The sequence below is a fragment of the Aestuariibaculum marinum genome (assembly GCF_014596975.1).
GTDB lineage: Bacteria > Bacteroidota > Bacteroidia > Flavobacteriales > Flavobacteriaceae > Aestuariibaculum > Aestuariibaculum marinum.
The window spans coordinates 54,531-75,308 of the sequence record NZ_JACVXD010000007.1; the positions used below are offsets into that span (position 1 = coordinate 54,531).

Below are 20,778 nucleotides of genomic sequence, written 5' to 3' on the forward strand. Positions count from 1 at the left end.
CGTTATTTGGTGAATTTTAATAGTTGCCTTCTGTAGGCAGTTAATAATTTGGATTTAGAAATGTAACCGTAGTATTTTCCAGATTTTACCACTGGTAAATTCCAAGCTCCGGTAGATTTGAATTTTTCCATGATATCGTTCATAGTGTCGTCATCGTAGTTAATGATACCGGCATCGGCATGCATAATATCGGTAACACTAACTTTGTCGTAAAGATCGGCATTAAACATCATATGTCGTATATCGTCGAGCCTTATTACACCTAAAAATTCATTGTCGTCGTTTACAACAGGAAAATGGTTTCTCGAAGATTTAGCTACGGCTTCATTTAAAATATACCCCAGAGACATATCTGGTTTTAGCTTAACGAAATTAGTCTCTATAACCTTATCAATATCTAATGCGATGAGGGTGTTTTGGTCTTTGTCATGCGTCATAAGTTCACCGCGCTCTGCCAGTTTCATGGTGTAAATGGAGTGTGATACGTAATATTTCGTAATAGCAAATGAAATAGCGGCTACAATCATTAAAGGAACAAATAATTCATGCCCACTTGTAATTTCAGCAATTAAAAATATGGCTGTTAAAGGGGCATGAAGGACACCAGCCATTAAACCGGTCATACCCAATAGTGTAAAATTAGCTTCGTTAACCGAGAATCCTAAACCAATATTATTTACAATTTTGGCAAAGGCATTGCCTAAAGCACTGCCCATAATTAGTGTTGGTATAAAGATGCCTCCAACGCCACCAGCTCCAAATGTGGTGGTCATTGCAATGGCTTTAAATACAGTAATGCCTAAAAGCATGGCGATAACAATCCAGATATTAGATAGATCTAGGTTTTTAAACGGTGTGGTATTTATGGCAGATAGATGATCGCCTTTTAAAAGGTTATTCATAATGCCATAACCTTCACCATAAAGCGGCGGTATAAAATACAGCATGGTGCCAATGGCAAGTCCTCCGATTAAAAGACGTTTTGCCCGGCTTTCAAATTGTTTAAAAAAATTAGTGATTCCAAAAAATACTTTTGAAAAGTACACCGAAGTAAATGCTGTAACCACTCCTAGTAAGATATAAATGGGAATATCGTTAAAGTTGAAAGAATCTTTAATGATAACATGTAATAATACATCTGTTCCTAAAAACATATAAGATGTTATTACAGCTGAAACTGAGGCTAATAACAAAGGTACTAATGAGGTGAAAGCAATATCGAGACTAAAGATTTCTACAGCAAAAACGATAGCTGCAATTGGAGCCTTAAACATTGAAGCCATGGCTCCTGCAGATGCACAGCCAATTAAAAGTAATCGGGTTTTGGTATTCATATGAAACAGCTGAGCTGTATTGGAACCTAAAGCGGAGCCAACACTTACGGCGGGACCTTGTAACCCTACCGACCCACCAAAACCAGCGGTTAGCGGAGCTGTGATTAAAGCCGCATAAATATTATATCTTGGTAGAATTCCATTGAGTTTAGATAAGCCATATAAGGTGGTAGAAATACCATGACCTATATGTTTTTTGAGCCAGGTTTGTTTTATAATGAACACCAGAACCAAGCCAATTATCGGAAAGATAAAATATAAGGTGTTCTGATAGTTTTTAAACAGGTTTAGTTCGAGAAGCGATCGAATAAAATGTGTTAGGTTTTTTAGCACCACGGTACCAACACCGGCAAGCATGCCCACCAGTACACTTAAAATATAAATAAATTGTCGCTCGGAAATATGTTTGTATTTCCAGATTAAAAATTTACGCAACAGGCTTTTTGCTTCAAAAGACATGCTTATAAAGTTAATAAATAAATGCTTTTGAACGTATGTTATATTAAGAATTTACCTGTAATGTGATTAATTGTCTGCGGTAAGCTGTTAATAATTTAGATTTTGAAATAAAACCAAAATAGATGCCGTTTTTGGTGACAGGTAAATTCCAAGCACTACTATCCTGGAATTTTTGCATGATGTCGGTCATTTTATCTTTGTCTAAATTGATAACTGCAGGTGGTTTTTGCATAACATCGGTGGCAACAACTTCTTTGTAAAGAGACTGGTCGAACATAATTGGACGCAGATCATCTAATAATATAATTCCTTGAAGCTTTTGTGTGTCTTGTTTTACAACAGGGAAAATATTTCGGTTAGATTTAATTACGGCCGTATGAATCATTTGTTCCAGGTTCATTTCAGGAGTAATCGATATGAAGTTGGTTTCAATTACTTTATCAATATCCATTAAAGTTAATACGGCGTGGTCTTTATCGTGGGTAATAAGTTCACCTTTTCGACCTAACTCCATATTATAAACAGAGTGCGTTTTAAAGTATTTGGTAATGCTAAACGAAATGGTGGCGGTTAACATTAAAGGAATAAAAAGTTCGTACCCTCCTGTAAGTTCTGCAATTAAGAAGATTGCAGTAAGCGGGGCATGAAGCACACCTGCAAGTAGCCCGGCCATACCAACAAGAGTAAAATTACTCTCGGAAACAGGTTCGTTAAATAGCCCACAGTGGTTTATAATTTTTGCCAAAGCGTTGCCCATAATACTTCCCATAAATAAAACAGGTGCAAAAATACCACCAACGCCGCCTGCTCCAAAGGTTAAGCAGCTGGCAATAATTTTAAAGAAAATGAGTCCGCCTAATAACATAACGACAATCCAGATGTTATCGGTATCCATATGAAACAGGTTGCTTTGTAATGCTTTTTCGGGGTTACCAATTATTAAATTGTTGATGACATCGAAACCTTCACCATATAGAGGTGGAATTAAAAATATTAAAAGCCCAAGTCCTAACCCGCCAATGATTAATCTTTTTACGGGAGATTCAATCTTGTCGAAAAACGTATGAATTCTATCATATATTTCTGTAAAATAAATGGAAACGAATGCAGCGACAACACCCAGAATAATATAAAAAGGGGCGTCGTCAATGTAGAATTTGTCTTCAATTCTAAATGGTAATAGAATATCATCTCCAAAGAAAAAGTATGATGTTAAAATAGCTGAAAGCGATGCTAAAAGCAGGGGCAACATCGAAGCAATGGTTAAGTCTAAGCTAAAGACTTCTATGGCAAAAATGATAGCAGCAATTGGGGCTTTAAAAATAGAACTCATAGCTCCGGCTGCGGCACAACCAATAAGAAGATTTCTCGAGGTTTGATTCATGTGAAACATCCTCGAAATGTTAGATCCAAGCGCAGCACCTGTTGCCACTGTTGGCCCCTCTAAACCTATCGACCCTCCAAAACCAACGGTAAGTGGAGCCGTTAAAATAGAGCCAAACATTTGATAGCGTTTCATAATACCTTTACGCTTGGCCATAGCGTAAAGGGTAGAAGGGATACCATGGCTCACTTTGTTCCTTATAACATATTTAATAATTAAATACACTAGGGCTAAACCAATGATAGGGAATAAGAAATAAAAAGCATGATGATAATCTGCGATAAGTTTCCCTTCTAATAAGTGCTGAATAAAGTGCGTTAAGTTTTTTAATACAACGGCGCCAACTCCAGATGTGAAACCTATTATAATACTTAGAATATAAATAAACTGCCTGTGAGAAATGTATTTGGCTCTCCAGATTAAAATCTGTTTTAAAATGGTTTTTTTGGGCATAGTATTATAAGCTATCAAAAAATCCTGCAAAAGCAGGATTTAGATTATTGATTTATATTTAGTTTTAAATTAAGCTCTGATAATTGTGTATCGTCAATTGGCGCAGGGGCATCGATCATCACATCGCGACCTGCATTGTTTTTAGGGAATGCGATAAAATCGCGAATGGTTTCTTGTCCGCCTAAAATAGACACCAATCTATCCAGACCAAAAGCTAACCCTCCGTGTGGTGGTGCGCCATATTGAAAGGCATCCATTAAGAAGCCGAACTGCGCTTTCGCTTCTTCAGGGGTAAATCCTAAATAGTCGAACATTAACGATTGGGTTTCTTTATCGTGAATACGAATAGAACCTCCACCGATTTCGTTTCCATTTAATACTAAATCGTAAGCATTAGCTTTTACAGCTCCTGGGTCGGTTTTTAATAATTCTAACTGACCAGGTTTAGGCGATGTGAACGGGTGGTGCATGGCGTGGTAACGCTCAGTATCTTCATCCCATTCTAATAACGGGAAGTCCATTACCCAAAGCGGAGCGAACTCATCTGGGTTACGTAAACCTAAACGTTCTGCTAATTCCATACGTAAGGCACTTAATTGCGCACGTACTTTATTTTTATCACCAGAAAGCACACAAATTAAATCGCCGGCTTTAGCTCCGGTAACTTCAGCCCATTTTGCTAAATCATCCTGATCGTAGAATTTATCTACTGAGGATTTAAATGTGCCATCTTCGTTACAACGACAGTAAACCATACCTAAAGCACCTACTTGAGGGCGTTTTACCCAATCGATTAATTTATCGATTTCTTTTCTGGTATAACTATTTCCTCCTGGAACAGCAATACCTACAACTAATTCGGCACTATTAAACACACCGAAATCTTTATGTTGAGCAACGTCGTTTAATTCGCCAAACTCCATACCAAAGCGAATGTCTGGTTTATCGTTTCCGTATAAACGCATGGCATCATCGTATTGTATTCTCGGGAATTTATCAATCTCAATACCTTTTACTTCTTTCAATAAGTGGCGTGTTAACCCTTCAAAAGCATTTAAAATATCTTCCTGCTCAATAAATGCCATCTCACAGTCAATCTGTGTAAACTCAGGCTGTCTGTCGGCACGTAAATCTTCATCTCTAAAACATTTTACAATCTGGAAATATTTATCCATACCACCTACCATAAGCAATTGCTTAAAGGTTTGTGGCGATTGCGGAAGGGCGTAAAACTGACCTTCGTTCATACGTGAAGGGACTACGAAATCACGTGCACCTTCAGGGGTTGATTTTATCAAGTAAGGGGTTTCTACTTCTATAAACCCTTCTTGAGATAAATAGTTACGAACCTCCTGTGTTACTTTATGTCTGAAAATTAAATTATTTTTTACCGGATTACGACGAATATCTAAATAGCGGTATTTCATGCGTAAATCTTCACCACCATCGGTTTTGTCTTCAATAGTAAACGGTGGTAATTTAGCTTCATTTAAAATGTTTAATTCTGAAACTAATATTTCAATATCTCCGGTTGGAATATTCGGGTTTTTAGAAGCGCGTTCAATAACGGTTCCTTTTACTTGAATAACAAATTCGCGACCAAGGTTTTGTGCCTGCTCCATCATGTCTTTCGATGTGCGCTCCTCATCAAATACCAATTGGGTAATACCATAGCGGTCTCTTAAATCTACCCAAACTATAAATCCTTTATCTCTAGACTTTTGAACCCAACCTGCAAGGGTTACTTCTTTATTAATATGCGATGCGTTTAACTCACCACAATTATGACTTCTGTACATAATGAAATTTTAGAGTTGCAAATTTAATGAAGTTTACTGATTAACAACAAAAAAAGCCCCGACATTTGTCGGGGCTTTTCTGCTATTAATTAAGGCTTAGAAATAAAACTTTAATTAATCTTCAATTTGAGTGTTAGTCACCACATTAAATTGCTCGTTAATATCTTCTGAACGCATTTTTTTGTGGAACCACATTTTAAGCTTCATACTTAAGAAGAATAAAACAGGAACTACAATTAGGGTTAAGAACGTAGCTACAAATAATCCGTAAATTACTGTCCAAGCTAATGGTCCCCAGAATACCACGTTATCACCTCCCATGTAAATATGTGGGTTGAATTCGCTAAATAAGGTAAAGAAGTTAATGTTTAATCCGATAGCTAATGGAACTAATCCAAAAATTGTTGTTATAGCGGTTAATAGTACCGGACGTAAACGTGCTTTACCTGCTTTTACAAGGCTTTCGTATAAATCTTCGGTTTGCAGATAATCTTTTTTATCGATATCTAGATCGTGTTTTTTTCTGTCAATTAAAAGTTGCGCGTAATCGAGGAGTACCACACCGTTGTTTACTACAATTCCAGCAAGCGAGATAATACCTACCATAGTCATCATAATAACGAAAGCGCTTCCTGTAATTACCAATCCTCCAAAAACACCTATTAAACTCAAGAATATCGCTAACATAATTATTGCAGGTTTTGATACTGAGTTAAACTGGAAAATTAAAATAAAGAAGATTAATCCAAGACCAGTAAAAAACGCGCCCATCAAAAAGGCCATCTGCTTATTTTGTTCTTCAATTTGCCCAGTATAATCTATTTTAATGTTTTCAGGTAAGCCTTCGTAACTCTTCATTTCGTTTTGAATTTGAGTTACAATAGCACCAGCATCTGTATAACCAGGTGATAATGCCGAGTAAACAGTAACAATTCGTTTGGTATCTTTATGTTTTATGGCACTAAACCCTGAGGTATTTTCATGACTTGCAACAGCCGATAATGGTATTTCCTTAAGCTGACCTGTATTGGTTCGGAATGTGATGTTTTGATTGAATAAAGCACTCGTGTTATATCTATTAGCTTCGTTGAAACGTACATAGATATCATAATCATCACCTCCTTCTTTATAAATACCAGCTTTAGATCCAAAAATAGAATTTCGTAACTGTTGGCCAATTTGAGCTGCGCTGATGCCTAATTCTCCGGCTTTTTTTCTGTCTATAACTACTTTCATTGATGGTTTATCTTTATTTACATCAATTTTAAGCTCGTCGATACCAGCAATGTTTTTACCATTAATAAACTGGCGCATACTTTCGGCAGTTGCGATTAATTCATTGTAATCGTCACCTTCAATTTCAATATTAATAGGAGCTCCAGCAGGTGGGCCATTGGCATCCTTTTCGACAGATATTAAGACACCAGGGAAAATTCCAACTAAATCTTCCTGTACTTTTTGACGTAGCAATTCACTGTCGGCACCACGGCGGTATTTGTATTCGCGCATGGAGGCTGTAATTTTGGCTTTGTGTGGCATTTCTGCCGAAGATCCTCCATCGGTTTGTGGGTTTCCGGCACCTTCACCAACTTGAGAAACAGCACTTTCTACAAGAAAGTTATAGTCGCCATCTTTATATTGGTTTTGGTCTAAAACTTTGTAAACTCGCTTTTCAATTTCTTTGGTTATTGCATTAGTTTTTTCAATGGCTGTACCTTGCGGATATTCTATGTAAATAATAATTTGATTTGGTCTATTGTCTGGGAAAAATTCCACTTTTGTACGTTGCGTTGCCAATGAAGCACCAAAAGCTATAAATGAAAGTATTAATGTTGCAAATGTACCAATACTTATAAAGTAAGGTTTTTTTCCAGAAAGAGCCCAACGTAATTGGCGTTCATACATGCGCTCTAATTTTGCCAATGTATGGTTTTGGAAGTGATTAGCAGCTTTACGTAAAAACAAGCGATAAATCCATAGTAAAAAGGCTGTTACAATCATTAGCGTGCCTAAACCTTTGTAATCGCCACCCACAATTAACACAATAATACCAGATACAACCATTATAGCTGTCATGGTGATAATACGTTTTAGAGGCATGTCTTTATCTTCTATGGTCATAAATTCGGATACCATTACCGAGTTAAAAAAGATAGCAACAAATAAAGATGAACCTAAGACTACCGAAAGTGTAATTGGTAAAATTTTCATGAATTCTCCCATAATTCCAGGCCATAATCCTAACGGAATAAAAGCGGCTACTGTTGTTGCTGTAGAAATTATAATAGGGAATGCAATTTCGCCAATACCTTCTTTGGCAGCTCGTATGCGGCTCATGCCTTCTTCGTCCATTAAACGATACACGTTTTCAACAACCACAATACCGTTGTCTACAAGCATACCAAGTCCCATGATTAAACCAAAAAGTACCATGGTATTTAAGCTGTAACCTATAAAGTTTAAAATCATTAAAGACATGAACATGGACATAGGGATGGCAAAACCTACAAAAATAGCGTTTTTAAACCCTAAGAAGAACATTAAAACGGTAACTACTAAAAGGACTCCAAAAATAATGTTGTTTACTAAATCGTCTACCTGACCAATAGTTTTTTCAGACTGGTCGTTAGTGATAGAAACGTTTAAGTCTGCAGGGAATACATTTTCAATAGCATCTTTTACAATAACCTGAATTTGCTCTGAAGCCGCTACCATGTTTTTGCCGGCACGTTTTTTAACGTCAAGCATGACTACAGGAGCGCCAAATTCTCTTGCAAAAGTGGTTTTGTCTTCTTCCTTAAATTTAACGACTGCTACATCTTTTAAATATATGGCGTGGCCGTTTTCAGATTTAACTACAAAGTTTTCAAGTTCTGAAGGTTTTTCAATCTCACCAATAATACGAATGGTTCTACGTTGACCACTGGCTTTTAAGTTTCCGGCAGACATGGTCATGTTCCCATTATTAATGGTATTGATGATGTCGCTAAAAGTTACTTTGGCCGCCATCATTTTATAAATGTCTACCGCAACTTCAACTTCTTTTTCCTGAGCACCGCGAATATCAGCTTTTTTAATCTCTGCTAAATCTTCAATTTCATCCTGCAGGTATTCGCCGAATTCTTTTAATTTTTCAATAGGGTAATCTCCCGAAATATTAATGTTAAGAATTGGCATTTCTTCCGAAAGGCTCAACTCAAAAACATCGGGCTCGACTTTGGCACCGTTAAAGGTTGGCCAGTCTTCGCTTGATGTTTCCTGATCTATTTCATCTTTTACCTTTTGTTTTGCGGCTTCAACCGAAATATTTTCATCGAATTCCACCATTAACATCCCGTAATCTTCCTGAGATGTTGAGGTAATTTCTACCACATTACTTACCGTTTTTAAGCGGTCTTCCAGTGGGTCGGTAATTAGTTTTTCTATGTCTTCGGCTGTGTTTCCAGGGAAAACAGAGCTGACGTAAATTTTAGTTTCATTAACCTCAGGGAAACTTTCTCGAGGCATATCGAAAAAGGCTGCAACTCCTAAATAGAAAATGACAAGAATAAGCACGTACATCGTGGTCTTATTGTTTATCGCCCAAGAAGAGAAACCAAATTCTTTATAGATGCTTTTTTTGTTTTTTGACATTATAGGTTTGGTTTAGTAGTTAATGATTTGAACCGATTGCCCGTCTTTAACGCTACGAGCACCTTCCTGAACAATTTCAGTTCCGTTTTCTATACCGCTTAATACTTCAATAACATCGCCTTGAGTTTTACCGGTAGTGATAATAACACGATTAGCGACGCCAATATTTTTATCGCTTTTATTAGAAATTACATAAACATATTGTTCGCCGTTAGCATTTTCTGAAATGATGCTTTGAGGAATTAATAAGGCGTTTTCGTTAGTGTAATCGTTAATTTTAAGTCTTGCTGTTAAGTTAGGCTTAATAGATTTATCCTTATTTGGAATACCAATTTCTACTTTAAACGTACGGTTATTAGGGTTGATATAATCGCCTGCCTGACGTATTTTGGTTTCAACAGTTGTGCCTAAAATAGGAAAATCTACAACCACGTTTTTGCCTTTGGTAACATCGGCAATGTAGCGTTCTGGGATGTCGGTTTCAATATACATGTCATCCAGATTTACCAAACGCATTAATTGCGATTGTCCAGCAGCAACAACACTTCCTTGTTCTGTAATTACATCATCAATAGTTCCCGAAAATGGAGCGGTTACCTTTGTTTTAGCAACTTGCTGCTCTAATTGGTTTACTGCTTCCTCTTGAGATTCGTAAGTGGATTTAGCTTGTAAAAATTGAATTTCGCTACCAATGTTTTGCTCCCATAAACGTTTTTGGCGCTCGAACGTGGTTTTAGCTAAATCGGTTTGAATTTTAAGTTGCGCTAATTGTTGGCTTAAACCACCATCGTCAATTTTAGCGAGTAACTGCCCTTTACTAACTTTTTGTCCTTCTTTAACGTAAACGTTTGTTAAAATACCATTGTATTCTGGGGTAATTACTAATAAGTTTTTAGTGGTAACATTACCTTGAATTTCTAATGTATGATTAAAAACTTCAGTTTTAGCTTTAAAAGCTGTAATTAAAGGGACATGTTTTACGGTATCTAATTTTGAAATAGCTTCGTCTAAAAGTTTAATTTTAGAGTTTAAAGTTTGCTGGTCACTAACCAACTCCGCACGTTTTGCACGAATTGTAGTTAGATTATTGCTCTCTAAAACTTTTTCAACAGAGTTTCTTTTCTTCTCGCCTCCACAAGAGACCAACAGAATACTTACTATGAATAATGAATATATGTTTTTCATTGGAAATTGAAATTTTCTTTTGATTGATTAATTGATTTGAACGGTGTTTAAGATGGTTTCTAACTCTGCTTTGGTATTTATTACGTCAAGCATGGCTTGTAGAAATTCTTGTTGTGCGTTGTATAATTGAGTTTGCGCCTGACGTAAATCGAAACTAGAGCCAATACCTTCAAAAAATTTGGTTTGGTTTTTACTTTCAATGCGTTCGGCAAGATTTAAGTTCAGTTTTTTGTTTTCATAATCTTCAATAGCGAACTGGTATTCACTTTTGGCAGAGGCGATTTGAAGTTTTAACTGCTGCTCGGTTTCCTTTAAGTCATTTTCAGCTTTTTCAAGATCGATTTTTACGCGCGCCGTAGCTGCAGTTCTTCCAAGTGAGCTAAAAATAGGAATGTTTAAACTCACTCCAAATAATGAAGAACCAAACCATCTTTGATCTTTATTGGTAAAGGTAAAAGAATCTGAAAATCCCGAGTATCCGCCGTTTAAAAAGGCATTAAGTGTTGGCAAAGCTTTACTTTTCTCAAGTTTTAAAAGTAATTCCTGCGAGACTTTAGAGTTTTCAGCAATTTTATAATCGATGTTGTTTTCAATATTTTCATCGGTGCTTAACAGTTCTAAACTGATGTTTTGAGCGGTTAGCATTTCTAACTTATCGGTTAACGTCGTGTTGGCGTTTATGTCTAAACCAAGTGTAATGTTTAGCATTTGGTAGGCTAACACTTTTAAACGTTCGGTTTTGTTTAAACTACTCATTAAACCCGATAAGGTAATTTGTAATTGCTCAACGCTTTCTTCTTCCTCTAAACCATTTTCAAACATTTTAGAAGTATCGTTAACGTTGTCTTCTAAAATTTTACGGTCTTTATTTAAAAGCGTTAAGCTTTCTTCGGCTAGAAGTACATTGCCGTAGGCGTTGATTACTGCTTTTCTGATTTCTAAATCGGTTTTTTGTTTGGCGTTTTTAGAAATATCTAAATACACTTTAGCCGATTGTAATCCCACAATATACGAACCATCGAATATTTTTTGTGTGATGGTTGCGGTTGCGGTCATGTTTTGTTTCGTACCAAAAACCACCTCTTCAAACTCTCCGGGATTTCCACCAAAAGCTTCTGCAGGAATTAAAGAAACCTGCTGTTTTAGGAAGTTCTGGTAGTCTACCGAAGCATTTAATTGTGGTAATCCGGTAGCTGTGGTTTCCCATTTTTGTTTTTCTGCAGCTTCAATATCTTTTGCAGCGTTTATGGCTGTTCTATTGTTTTCAATCGCGAAATTAATGGCTTCTTCTAAACTAAAAGCATACGATTGTTCCTGGGCAAACAAGGGTATAGAAAGCAATAAACTAAATAATAGTATTAGATGTTGTTTCATTTTATGATTGATTGTTGTTTAAGTATTCTGTTAAGTATTTAAGACCTTTTTGAGTGCATATACCACGTAAATGGTATTCTAAATAATTGTTCATTAAGGTTTGCATGGAGAAGTTGTTTAAAGGGAATAATTCTTTGTCCTTTAACGATATCATGCAGTTGAAATAAATTTTTGAGATAAACTCTTTATCTAAGTTGTCTCTGTATAATCCTAATTGGATACCGCGATTTAAGTTGCTAATTACACAATCGCCCATAACGCAGGATTGTTTTTGCATTAAATCGGCATAGATCTTCGGGTAATATTTTTGAAGTTGAAATTGAGGAGACGATTTTTCATCTTTAAGATGCTTCATAACAAATCGCTTAATTTCATAAAGCTCTTCAATAGGCGATCTGTCCTGCATGATAATATCATTGATTCCTGTTTGAATGGTATGATACATGTATAAAGTCGTCTCTTCAATTAGATCATTTTTGTTTGCGAAATATTGATAAAGCGTTTTTTTCGACATGCCAAGGGCATTGGCAAGCTCGTCCATTGTCACACTCTTAAACCCGTAGTTTAAGAATAAATCTGCTGCTGTTTTTAGAATATCGTCTTTCATAATCAGCGCAAAACTAAGCTAAGAAACTTTAAAAACAAAAAAAGTTTCCTAAGTTTTAACAGTTTTTTAATATTGAATTTAAATTGGTTGCATTAGTTAGAGCAATTACTTTATTTTGCTGAATGCAAAATGTACTATTTTATCAGGACGCTGTAACGTCGCACTTAGAGGGGTTTTCTAAACATCGCGAACCTGTTTCTCTGTATAATCCAATAAATTATATTTTACAATTAGGAGGTAAGCGTTTACGTCCGGTGTTGACATTAATGACGGCCGAAGCGTTTAATGCAGATTATAAATTGGCTTTAGATGCGGCTTTGAGTATTGAAGTGTTTCATAATTTCTCGTTAGTGCATGACGATATTATGGACGAAGCGCCTCTGAGACGCGGTCAGGAGACCGTTCATGAAAAATGGGATGTAAATACCGGGATATTATCGGGAGACGCCATGTTAATTATGGCTTACCAGTTATTTGAAAATTACGAACCAATGGTATTTCAGGCATTGGCGAAATTATTTAGCAAAACAGCGCTTGAGGTTTGTGAAGGTCAGCAATACGATGTGGATTTTGAAACTCGTGACGATGTGACAATTCCTGAGTATTTAAAAATGATTGAATACAAAACTGCGGTTCTCGTGGGGGCAGCGATGCAAATGGGTGCTATTGTTGCAAAAGCTTCAGAAGAAGATCAAAAAGCAATCTATGAGTTTGGTAAAAATTTAGGCATTGCATTCCAGTTACAAGATGATTATTTAGATGCGTTTGGAGACCCTAAAACGTTTGGAAAACAGGTAGGTGGAGATATTATCGAGAATAAAAAAACCTATTTATATATTAAAGCTGTAGAGTTTGCTTCTGAAGACAATAAACTGGAACTTCAGCATTTATTCAGTTTAAGTCCTAGTGATCCTTCCGATAAGATAGAAACTGCAAAAAAAATATTCCAATCTAGTGGTGCAGCCCAAGTGACCAGACAAGAAATTGAAAATTATACCAACAAGGCGTTTAAAGTTTTAGAAACACTTAATATTTCGGAAGATAATAAGGATGTGTTAAGGGCTTTTGGTTCAAGTTTAATGAATAGAAACGTATAATGCAGTTGCCTTCAACATTTGAGGATTTAATTGACGAAGCTAACAAGTTGGATTTGTATAGTAAGTTGGTGGTGCAGTTAAATAAAGATTTTTTACTGGCGAATATCGATTTAGATTTTCATGAAGATATTTTGCCTTCCAGTTTAAAGTTGATGCTCCACGAGACTGTTTACAAGCTTATTCAGGAAAAATTTGTCGATTATTTAAATCTGCTATATATCATCGATGTTTCTGAAAAACAAGTCAAGGAGCTCGATGGGAGTGATGTTTTAAAACTGTCTGAAGCGGTTATGTTTTTAATTTTAAAACGAGAATGGCAGAAAGTCTGGTTTAGACATAAATATCAGTAAATTTTCTTAATAAATAATTATTGTCAATCTGAACTCGTTTCAGATTCTAACTACGTCTGAAAACGAATGCTTTGGGATTCTGAAATAAATTCAGAATGACAATTTATCTTTTTATGTTTAATTGAAAACAAAAGAGGTGTTAATGTAAAAATTTCGTCCTTGCCTAGGGATGTTATTCCAATCGGCGTAAGTTGAATAATAGGCGTCTAAAATGTTTTCAATACCATATTTTAAAACCAGTTTATTACTTTTTAGATAAAACATATTTCCGAGATTTAAGTTTAAAACACCGTAAGTCGCGGTTTCGGTTTCGCCGTAAAAACTACTGTAGTTGCTTTGGTTGCCATTACCTTCTAATTGTAAAGCAGCATTAAAATGCTGTGTTGCATAGGTTAATTCAGCTAAATACGATAAAGGTTTAATGAGAGGTAGATGTTCGTCGTTACTCTCTTTTCCGTGGTTATAACCAATAGATGTGTTGATAGAAAATTGATTGTTAAACTGGAAACCGGTATTTAAATAGATATCGAAAATTGAAGCATAATCTAAAGTAGTATACAGCTTTACACCATTCGCTCCAATGGTCATAGAAGTTGAACTGGGATCAATTTCTCCAATGATATAGTCTTTAATATGAAAATACGATGACTCCAGACCTACTGTAAAATCACCAAAGTGGTAATTGGCTTTTATATTCGCTTCTATCGACTTTTCATTTTTTAGATTCGGATTTCCGATATAATCGAAATTGTCAAAACTATTATAAAGGAAAAAGCCGTAACCTTCGCTAACCGACGGGGCGCGTTCGCCATAACCCAAACCAAAAGATAACTGATAATCGTTTTTATGTAAGTGATAATTTGACGCGACCGATGTTAAGAATCGATTTTTAGAATCTACTGTATTCGGATAGAAAATTTTTAAACTTTCAACACCTTCATCTTTGGCAATGGTATTATTGTGAAACCCTAATCGAACCGATGTATTTATCGATTCTGAATCGTTTAATGTGTAATGATCTTTAATATAGAAACCACTGTATAATGTTCTAATATCTGGCCAGGTGTACATAAACATACTCGGTTGATTGGTGTCGTTTGGGTACATGGTCATTTCGGCTAAAGAGCGGTTGTAAAATCCGTTGAGGTTAAAATGCAATTGATGTTTGTTTTCAACGAGTTTTAATTTACTGTAAAAACCGTAAGTGTCGCTCCAACCAGGCATGTCCATACGAATAGGGACATCGGGGCGTTTAGAGTCGTCCATAATATGCGTAACGGTATTAAAATAAAGTTTTGTTTCCCAAGATTTAATATAACTTAGGTTGCTTTGGTAATTATATGTTAGGGATGTAATCAAAGCTTCTGCTAAAGAAACATCCATCGGGAGTGCCGGATAACCAATGTCTGTAGCTTTATCGTAAATAATGTTGGCATCGATACTTGTGTTGTTTGATAATTTATAACCTCCCTGAGCGGAAATATTATATTTTTCAAATTGTGAAAATTGAACTTTGGTATTGTTTCCTGCATCATAATTACCCGATTTACGGTAAATGCCATCGGTGTTGAGGTAGAATTTTTCATTTGAATATTCAAATTCTAGACCCGCAGTTTTGTAGTTGCCGTTGGTTTCGTAACCTAAGTCGAAACTCGATCTTAATCCCGAATTATTAAATTTAGATTCTGGTAATTGCAAATCGATGGCACCCCCAATATTATGTCCGTTTTCGGTGCCTTCCTGCCCTGAGTTTACAGTAACCAGTTTGAGGTTTGAAACATCGACATAAGAGGTTATAGGGTCCATTTTATCGGTGCAGGCACCAAAAATTTGCATGCCGTCAATGGTGATATTCAGGCGTTCGCTTGTCATATTATTTAAGGTAGGCTCCCAGGCATAGTTTCCACGTTTTATCATGGTTATCTTATTCGATTTTTCCAAGTAATCGTCAACGCTCGATAAGGTTTTTTCCTGGCGATAATTACTAAGGTTTCTGGTGCCTATTAATATGACTTCATTTAACTGCGTGGTGTCTTTTTTTATAATCGTGTTGTTTTCTTGGCTATAAGTAAACATGTATATAAAGCACAATAAAAGAATGATGAACTTTTTCATCTGTAAATTTTTTAAAGAATAGCATCGTGCTTCGTGAAACACGATGCTATTTGTATTTAAAATTCTAATTCGAGATATAAGCTGCTTTGTGTGTTTGTTTCGGTAACAGTTTCACCTTTTAAAACAGTGTCTTCAGAATCAATCAATTTTAAATTTAATATCCAATATCCTGTCATGGTTAAGGACAGGTCGGCATGGTACATACTATCTGTACTATTATATGTTAAATCGGTATTGTTAGGCGAACTATGGTTGCCCATACCTGGCATTCTAGGATCCAGGGCTAAGCTGTAATTTTCTACAGCTGGGAACGACATCATAGATTCCATATTATAAACACCAATAATCAAATCGTTAATGCCGATAATCGGAGTTGTTGGTTCAATAAAAGCAATAACATAGCGTTTATCATCACTGCCCATAAAGCTGCTTACATTTTGTAATTCGGTTTGTAAAACTGTAATAGAGTCGGTAACGCTATATAATTCATTATTTATGGTGTAATTGAAGGTTAACGACCAGCCGGAACCATCGGTATTGGTCATTTGATAAATGATGTAACCTTCGTAAAGTGTTGCTTTGTTAGAGCTTTTTGATACATCAGATTTAGGGCAGGAATGTTGCATGGTTGGCATTTGCATAACCGGCAACCAGTCAATGGAAGCATTTTCGATATACTTATTTGTAGCGTTATCTAAAATTCTAACACTAACAGCATTATAACCGGTGTGGAATGTCCCTGTTTTAGTATAAACTTCAATGGTATGTGTGTCGTTTGATAGGTCTTTAACTTTAATAAGATTATCTAATTCATTAATAATATTGTCGTCGTTATCAGTAGAACAACCAACAGAGAATAAGGTAATAAGGATAAGGGGGAATATATGTGTAAGTTTCATTTTTGTAATTCAATTTCGTGTATAGCAAGATGCTGTATAAACTTTACAGCTATACGGTAATAGTATTTTAATTTTTACATAGGAGGTTTGTCTAATTCGTCTTATAATGAAGAATTAGAAACTCGAAATATTTTTGAAAGAATTACAAAATGTTGGGAGGAGGTGTATCTACCGAAAGTGTATTTTCGTAAACAGCAGGTGTTTTATACAATAGCTTTTGTTGGGCTCTTGTATTAAAAGTATTTTCAGATGCAATGGTATTGATGTTGGAAATGTAAAATGCATCTAATACCGTACGTTTGTTTTCGGTTAAAGGAGTGTTTTTATCTGGGTTTGTCTCATTTTGAGCCAGTTGCTTTTGTAAATGACATTTACCATTACACCCTTGCTGATTATCCTTTTGAATACAAAGCGTTTTTGCAATAAAATCCTGGTTTGCAATAAAGTCAACTACAATAACCAACGTATTGATGTTGTGTGCTAATAGAATAACTATTAGTATAAATACAGTTGTTTTTTGTGCCATGCTTTTAATCACGCCGCAAAAGTAGTGATAAATCAAGGATATAAATGTGACAAAAATTACATTTTACATATTTATTTGAATAAGCTGTGGTTTGGAAGGGGTTTTTAAAAATACACTCTTACAAATGGTGCCCATGGATCGGCATAAATACTTTTGTTTCTGTCGTAAAGTACGTCGTAGCGAATACCAAAAGTAACGTTGCGATTTCTGTAACCAGCACCTAAAAACAGGGCAGGGTACCAATAGCTGTCGTCTGCAAAGTTAAGGTGATTGTCGTATTTTCTACTTACATAAAGTTCTTCAAATTCAGCAGACATTTGAATGGTGTTAATCGGACTGTATAAACTAATTAAACTACCGCCAAAAATAGTCGATTTATAAAAGTCTTTGCTTCTATTGTAGGTGCCATTTAAACCTACACCCATAGCAAAGTTGCTGGTGAATTCGTAAAGAGCACTAGGTGCAAGTGTTCCGCTAAAAAAGCCATTACCAAAACTTAAACCCACACCACCTCCAAACCTTACGTGTTTCCAGAAATCGTTTTCTAATTGTTGTGCAGTTATTGTGTTAAAACTCCAGATAATTGCTAATAAAATTGGTAGAGACTTTTTGTTTATTAAGGTAATCATACTTAGTTCTTTAGAATATATCAACAAAATAAAGTAAAAATTTAATTTTTAATTATTAGGGTGTTAGGATAATCATAAATATAGCAAATTAAACACCTAATATTCGCAAAAGTTGTATTTTTGCCGGTAAATTTGACTAATTGATAGTGAATTAAATATTATAATGGATAAATATTCCTTTTTAAACGCAGCGCATACAGCATACTTTGCTGAATTATACGATCAATATTTACAGAACCCAGATGCCGTAGAACCAAGTTGGAGAGCCTTTTTTCAAGGGTACGATTTTGGAAGCGAAAACTACGGTTTAGAAGGAGAGATTGTAGACGGTGTTTCGGCACAAATGCCAGAATATCTTCAAAAAGAATTTCAGGTTCTTCAGCTTATTGATGGGTATAGAATGCGTGGGCACTTGTTTACCAAAACAAACCCAGTGCGTGACAGAAGATCTTACACGCCAACTTTAGCTTTAGAGAATTTCGGTTTAAGCGAAAACGATTTAGATACTGTTTTTAATGCAGGTGATGTTTTAGGTATTGGAGCAAAACCATTACGTGAAATATTGGTGCATTTAGATAAAATTTATTGTAGCTCGGTAGGGGTTGAGTACATGTACTTACGTAACCCAGAAGTAATCGCTTGGTGGCAAGGTAAATTAAACTCTAATGATAACCAGCCAAGTTTTGATGCAGAAAAGAAGAAGTATATTCTTTCAAAATTAAATCAGGCGGTAACTTTCGAAAACTTTTTACAAACTAAATATGTTGGACAAAAGCGTTTCTCTCTGGAGGGAGGGGAGTCTTTAATTCCTGCTATTAGTAACGTGTTGTTTTATGCTGTAGAAAAATATGGTGTAAAAGAATGTGTACTAGGAATGGCACACCGTGGACGTTTAAGTACTTTGGTGAATATCTTTAGAAAACCGTTGCATGAATTGTTTAGTGAGTTTGATGGTAAAGATTTTGAAGATGAAAATATCGATGGAGACGTTAAGTATCACTTAGGTTTAACTTTAGATAAAACATACCAGAACGGTAAGAATATTAAAATGAACTTAGTGCCAAACCCATCGCATTTAGAAACAGTAGCGTCTGTTGCCGAAGGGATTACACGTGCTAAGATTGATAATGATTATGATGGTGACGACTCTAAAATCATCCCGATTGTAGTTCATGGTGATGCGGCTATTGCAGGACAAGGTATTGTTTATGAGGTTGCACAAATGAGTCAGCTAGCTGGTTACAAAACAGGAGGAACAGTACATATTGTTGTAAATAACCAGATTGGTTTTACCACGAATTATTTAGATGCACGTTCTAGTACTTATTGTACTGATGTGGCTAAGGTAACTTTATCTCCGGTACTACATGTAAATGCTGATGATGCCGAAGCGGTAGTTCACGCGGTAGAGTTAGCATTAGACTACAGAATGCGTTATAAAAAGGACGTTTATATCGATTTGTTAGGATATAGAAAATATGGTCATAACGAAGGTGATGAGCCACGTTTCACACAGCCTAAATTATATAAAGCTATTGCTAAGCATAATAATCCGTTTGATATTTATTCAAGTAAGCTAATTAATGAAAATACAATTGATGCGGCTTATAAAAAAGATATTGTAGATGAGTTTAAAGATACCCTTGAATCTGAATATACAAAGGCTAGAGAAGCTGAGTCTTCAAAAGTAAGAGAGTTTATGCAGGAGCGTTGGGAAGGTTTTGAGCGTTCTGAATTAGATGGCATGTTGGTGCCAACTGATACAACCTATGCTAAGGAAAAATTAGAAGGTATTTCTAAAGTGGTTTCAACCGTTCCTGAAGGCGTTAAATTTGTGCGTAAAGCTGAAAGAATATTAGAAGGTCGTGCAAAAATGGTTTTTGAAACCGATACTTTAGACTGGGGTATGGCTGAAACATTAGCTTACGGAAGTTTACTTGAAGAAGGTTTCAATGTACGTATTTCAGGTCAGGATGTTGAGCGTGGAACGTTTAGTCACAGACACGCTATTTTACGTGACGAGATATCAGAAGATCGTATCAATCTATTAAACACCAATCCAGAGAATAAAGGAGAGATGTTTATTTTCAACTCTTTCTTATCAGAATACGGGGTGTTAGGTTTCGATTATGGTTATGCTATGGCGAACCCGAATACCTTAACTATTTGGGAAGCACAGTTTGGTGATTTCAGTAATGGAGCACAAATTATTTTCGACCAGTATTTATCGGCTGCAGAAGATAAGTGGAAAGCCCAAAATGGTATTGTGGTATTATTACCTCACGGATACGAAGGTCAGGGGTCTGAGCACTCTTCGGCGAGAATGGAGCGTTATTTACAGTTATGTGGAGAGGACAATATGATTGTTGCAGACTGTACAACACCTGCAAACTTCTTCCACTTGTTACGTCGTCAAATGAAACGTAACTTCAGAAAACCATTAATAGTTTTCACGCCTAAGAGTTTATTACGTCACCCTAAAGCCATCTCAAGTATTAATGAATTGGCTGGAGGAACTTTCCAGGAGGTTATTGACGATACAGTAAACCCTGAGAATGTTAAAAAACTGGTGTTCTGTACAGGTAAATTCTACTACGATTTATTAGCAGAGCGCGAGGAGTTAGGAAAAGAAGATGTGGCATTAGTGCGATTAGAGCAGTTGTTCCCACTTCATTTAGATAAGATTCAGGAAGTTATTAACCGTTATCCAAATGTAACTGAGTATGCATGGGCGCAGGAAGAACCTAAAAATATGGGGGCTTGGATGCACATGGCGCAACGTATGGATTTGGTTAAATTAGCATGTTATGCTAGACCTTACAACTCGGTGCCTGCACCAGGATCAAGTACGCGTGATAAGAGTAGACAGCGACGCGTTATCAATGCTGTTTTCGATAATAACTAGTTATATAATAAAGTAAAAAATTCAATTAA

14 protein-coding genes are annotated in these 20,778 nt (G+C 35.9%); 3 read left to right on the forward strand and 11 right to left on the reverse strand.

Annotated elements, in window-relative coordinates:
• Positions 1 to 2 precede the first annotated feature (2 nt).
• The 7 genes from ICJ85_RS12160 to ICJ85_RS12190 form a co-directional block, all read right to left on the reverse strand.
• Entirely contained in the window at positions 3 to 1,793 is a 1,791-nt protein-coding gene (locus tag ICJ85_RS12160; RefSeq protein WP_188224070.1) for a chloride channel protein, read from the reverse strand.
• Between the two features lie 43 nt (positions 1,794 to 1,836).
• Positions 1,837 to 3,630 carry a chloride channel protein gene (locus ICJ85_RS12165; protein WP_188224071.1) on the reverse strand — a complete coding sequence of 598 codons (1,794 nt, stop codon included), beginning with the start codon at positions 3,628 to 3,630 and terminating at the stop codon, positions 1,837 to 1,839.
• A 44-nt stretch (positions 3,631 to 3,674) separates the two neighbouring features.
• Positions 3,675 to 5,429 (reverse strand): aspartate--tRNA ligase, encoded by a 1,755-nt coding sequence (gene aspS, locus ICJ85_RS12170; protein WP_188224072.1) that lies wholly within the window; start codon positions 5,427 to 5,429, stop codon positions 3,675 to 3,677.
• 114 nt (positions 5,430 to 5,543) lie between these two features.
• Positions 5,544 to 9,062, reverse strand: a complete 3,519-nt coding sequence (locus tag ICJ85_RS12175) for an efflux RND transporter permease subunit (protein ID WP_188224073.1) — start codon at positions 9,060 to 9,062, stop codon at positions 5,544 to 5,546.
• Between the two features lie 12 nt (positions 9,063 to 9,074).
• Positions 9,075 to 10,247: an efflux RND transporter periplasmic adaptor subunit gene (locus ICJ85_RS12180; protein WP_188224074.1), complete on the reverse strand. Its 1,173-nt coding sequence runs from the start codon at positions 10,245 to 10,247 to the stop codon at positions 9,075 to 9,077.
• A gap of 27 nt (positions 10,248 to 10,274) precedes the next feature.
• Positions 10,275 to 11,621 carry a TolC family protein gene (locus ICJ85_RS12185; RefSeq protein ID WP_188224075.1) on the reverse strand — a complete coding sequence of 449 codons (1,347 nt, stop codon included), beginning with the start codon at positions 11,619 to 11,621 and terminating at the stop codon, positions 10,275 to 10,277.
• 1 nt (position 11,622) lies between these two features.
• Entirely contained in the window at positions 11,623 to 12,228 is a 606-nt protein-coding gene (locus tag ICJ85_RS12190) for a TetR/AcrR family transcriptional regulator (protein ID WP_188224076.1), read from the reverse strand.
• 122 nt (positions 12,229 to 12,350) lie between these two features.
• Between ICJ85_RS12190 and ICJ85_RS12195 the strand changes: the two genes are divergently transcribed.
• Together ICJ85_RS12195 and ICJ85_RS12200 are read left to right on the forward strand one after the other, a co-directional pair.
• A complete protein-coding gene (locus ICJ85_RS12195; protein WP_188224077.1) occupies positions 12,351 to 13,325 on the forward strand; it encodes a polyprenyl synthetase family protein in 975 nt (324 codons plus the stop codon).
• Positions 13,325 to 13,675, forward strand: coding sequence for a hypothetical protein (locus ICJ85_RS12200; protein WP_188224078.1), 351 nt, complete (start codon positions 13,325 to 13,327; stop codon positions 13,673 to 13,675). The genes ICJ85_RS12195 and ICJ85_RS12200 overlap by 1 nt, the downstream gene beginning before the upstream one ends.
• 117 nt (positions 13,676 to 13,792) lie before the next feature.
• On the opposite strand, the gene ICJ85_RS12205 is transcribed toward ICJ85_RS12200, so the two are convergent.
• The 4 genes from ICJ85_RS12205 to ICJ85_RS12220 all read right to left on the reverse strand — a co-directional run bounded on the left by ICJ85_RS12205 (position 13,793) and on the right by ICJ85_RS12220 (position 17,844).
• Entirely contained in the window at positions 13,793 to 15,790 is a 1,998-nt protein-coding gene (locus ICJ85_RS12205) for a TonB-dependent receptor domain-containing protein (protein ID WP_188224079.1), read from the reverse strand.
• A gap of 56 nt (positions 15,791 to 15,846) precedes the next feature.
• Positions 15,847 to 16,689: a hypothetical protein gene (locus ICJ85_RS12210; protein ID WP_188224080.1), complete on the reverse strand. Its 843-nt coding sequence runs from the start codon at positions 16,687 to 16,689 to the stop codon at positions 15,847 to 15,849.
• A 142-nt stretch (positions 16,690 to 16,831) separates the two neighbouring features.
• A complete protein-coding gene (locus ICJ85_RS12215; protein WP_188224081.1) occupies positions 16,832 to 17,215 on the reverse strand; it encodes a hypothetical protein in 384 nt (127 codons plus the stop codon).
• A gap of 104 nt (positions 17,216 to 17,319) precedes the next feature.
• Positions 17,320 to 17,844: an alpha-ketoglutarate decarboxylase gene (locus ICJ85_RS12220; protein WP_188224082.1), complete on the reverse strand. Its 525-nt coding sequence runs from the start codon at positions 17,842 to 17,844 to the stop codon at positions 17,320 to 17,322.
• Between the two features lie 163 nt (positions 17,845 to 18,007).
• Between ICJ85_RS12220 and ICJ85_RS12225 the strand changes: the two genes are divergently transcribed.
• A complete protein-coding gene (locus ICJ85_RS12225; RefSeq protein WP_188224083.1) occupies positions 18,008 to 20,749 on the forward strand; it encodes a 2-oxoglutarate dehydrogenase E1 component in 2,742 nt (913 codons plus the stop codon).
• Positions 20,750 to 20,778 lie beyond the last annotated feature (29 nt).